At 51.8% G+C, this 2,750-nt stretch carries 2 protein-coding genes; one reads left to right on the top strand and one right to left on the bottom strand.

What is annotated here, in order from left to right; genetic code table 11:
* Positions 1–380: 380 nt before the first annotated feature.
* Complete coding sequence (locus JJL52_RS20935) at positions 381–1,352, bottom strand: MerR family transcriptional regulator (RefSeq protein ID WP_202054464.1); 972 nt, start codon at positions 1,350–1,352, stop codon at positions 381–383.
* Between the two features lie 191 nt (positions 1,353–1,543).
* Here JJL52_RS20935 and JJL52_RS20930 point away from each other — a divergent pair, with 191 nt between their 5' ends.
* Complete coding sequence (locus tag JJL52_RS20930; RefSeq protein ID WP_202054463.1) at positions 1,544–2,602, top strand: NAD(P)/FAD-dependent oxidoreductase; 1,059 nt, start codon at positions 1,544–1,546, stop codon at positions 2,600–2,602.
* Positions 2,603–2,750: the final 148 nt, after the last annotated feature.

Here is a 2,750-nt window from a genome sequence, read left to right as displayed (position 1 = left end):
ACGACAACGATTCGACAGGTCGACCTACCTTGCACAAACCCGATAAGGGCGATGATAAGACCGTAAACGTGAATAAAAATAAACCGGTCGGACAGGTTTGAGGTGCGCTCATTACGGGGGGCTTATTACCCCCCTTTTTTTCGTCGGACGAATTACGGGTGCTTGGGGGATGGCGCGTTTTATCCCTGAAAGGGGCGGGGTGATTCCGGTCGAAACGAACAAGTAAATATCCGGTAAGTTGAGAAGAATATCGATGCTTCTCCTGGCCCCGGAAAATAAGCTGAACTGTATGGATGTATCTCCAAAGCCAGAGTTTCTGTCAAGGAGCTTTAGAGTAGAGGATAGGCAACGCTGAGTTGCCCATCGGTTTTGTCTGAATTTTATGCACGCTTTTTGTCTTTCTGGCTTTCCAGTTCGTCAAGATAGCTTCGAAAATGTGCGAAGTTATGCATTTTGACCACGCCGACTTCATTCAGTATGGATTCGTAATAAGGGGCTGCACGGCCTCCAACAATGATGGCAACGTCAATGCCTACCAGTTTCCTTAGCCTTCTCAGTTCTTTCGGCACCACATTGTCGTCTGCGCACGAACTGATGCTGATCGTAATGGCTGCCGCATCGGTAAATTTGGCTGCAGCTGCAATTTCTTCGGCCGGCAGGTTCGCGCCTAAATAAGTGACCTGCCAACCTTTCAATTCGGCGATAATGGCGGCCAGCAATGCGCCGAGTTCGTGTAATTGTCCGACTGGTGTAGTAACGACCATTTTGGGAGCGGAAGGCGGACAGGACGCATTGTTGCGCAAAAGGTAGATCAGCGACCTGATGATCGAGGAGGCCATATGTTCGTGCACAGGCCGAAGTTCGCCGGTTTTCCAGCGTTCGCCGATCAGGGTGAATAAAGGATCCAGCAGTTCTTCAATGAAATTTTGAATGCCGAGTTCGACGATCGCGTTCTCGAAGTGCGATTCCAGCGTTTTGCCATCGAACGCGGTCACGGCGGTATAACATTTACCGACATATTCTTCCGCTAACGCTTTGTTGGGATGCCCTGGCGTAATCGGGATCAGCTTTGTCGGCTTTGCGGCCTCTTCGGCTTGCAGTAATTTTTTCAGCTCATCCAGCGAGTAGTGGGCAATGCGGCTGATGTTGTGGCCATGGCTCGTGGCTTGATTCAGGAGCGTCAGACGGGCAATGTCCTGTTCGGTATAAATGCGGTGACCTCCTGCCGTGCGGGTTGGAGTTACCGCCTGATAGCGCCGCTCCCAGGCTCTGACCAGTTCGGTTTTGATGCCCGATCGTTTGGCGACAGTGCTGATCGAATACTGTTCCGGATTGTCCTTAATATCAGTCATATCGGTCGGTGAGCAAGAAAATTAGGCGTAAGACGGCTAAAATCCCATGCCTATTGTTCAATTATAGTGTAAGTTATTGATATTTAAAAAGCGTTGGCGATTGTATAAGCATTATACCATCATGTTGAACAAAAGTTAGACGAATCTTGGATTTCGCTCTGTATGTTGAATCTAAGAGCATCGGTTTGTTTATGAAAAAACGGATTGATTTTTTGATTGTCGGATTCGGTCTTGCCGGCGGCTTGTTGGCGTGGGAGCTTATGCGGCGCGGCAGCAGCGTTCGGGTCGTCGACCGTGGAGATCTCAATGCTTCGCAAGTGGCGGCCGGCTTGATTAATCCGCTCACCGGCCGCCGCTTCGCCAAAACGGAAGGGGTCGACCGATTTCTGCCCGCTGCGAAGGCTTATTATCGGATGCTCGCTGATGCATTCGATCGGCCTTTTTTGATCGAAAAGCCGATGCGCCGTTTATTTCGCTGCGAGATGGAGGCTGTCCATGGCCGAAAAAGGCTGCAAGATCACGCATACCGGCCTTATATAGACAATATGGTCGAAATGGCGGGCGGAGAGAATGATGGAGGGTATCTGGATCAGAAACAGACCGGTTATTTGCTGACCCGGCCGTTATTGGCCTGCCTGCAGGAATTCTTGCAAAGCCATCAGGCTTACTTTCAGGCCGCTTTAGACTATCGGGAGATTCGCCTGGATGCCGAACCGGGCTGGCGGGATTTCAGCATTCGGAAAGTGATATTTTGCGAGGGGTTTCATATGCGGGACAATCCCTGGTTTTCGTGGCTGCCGCTGCGGCCGGCCAAAGGCGAAATCCTGACCTTTGCGCACCGTCTTGCCATGCCCGACCGGATGCTGAACGACGGCCACTGGCTGATCCCGATCGGTGAAGGGCGGGCGCGCATCGGCGCAACCTTCGATCGCGACAACGTCGATACGCACCTTACCTCTGCTGCGAGAATGGAATTGGCTGAAGCGGGAGAACGGCTTTTTGCAGGCTTGCAAAACGCCGAACTGGTCGCGCACGAGGCGGGTGTCCGTCCGTGTACAATGGACAGGCAGCCTTTTGTGGGCAGTCATCCGCGTTATTCTTATTTGAGTATTTTTAACGGCTTCGGCGCGAAGGGCAGCCTGTCCATTCCGTGGCATTGCCGCCGTTTTGCCGATTATCTGTTAACAGGCGAAGCCTTGCCCGAACGCTGCGATGTTAAACGCTATGAAAAAACGCATTTCTTTGGTTGATAAAGCGCATGACCTGGTCGGTGCGCGGCTCCATCCGGGCGCGGCCGCCATCGATGCGACAGTCGGGAACGGTTATGATACGCTGTTTCTGTTACCTCATCACCTATCAGTTTCAGATAAACTATGCCGTGTACACAACTATTGATTC

The organism is Candidatus Methylomicrobium oryzae (genome assembly GCF_016745425.1).
Taxonomy (GTDB): Bacteria; Pseudomonadota; Gammaproteobacteria; order Methylococcales; family Methylomonadaceae; genus Methylomicrobium; species Methylomicrobium oryzae.
Note: the sequence above shows the minus strand (reverse complement) of the source record. Positions and strands in the feature narration are given on the sequence as shown.

Bases quoted from the DNA above. Each gene is read 5' to 3' on its own strand.
- JJL52_RS20935 (WP_202054464.1), bottom strand. From the start codon at position 1,352: ATGACTGATATTAAGGACAATCCGGAACAGTATTCGATCAGCACTGTC.
- JJL52_RS20930 (WP_202054463.1), top strand. From the start codon at position 1,544: ATGAAAAAACGGATTGATTTTTTGATTGTCGGATTCGGTCTTGCCGGC.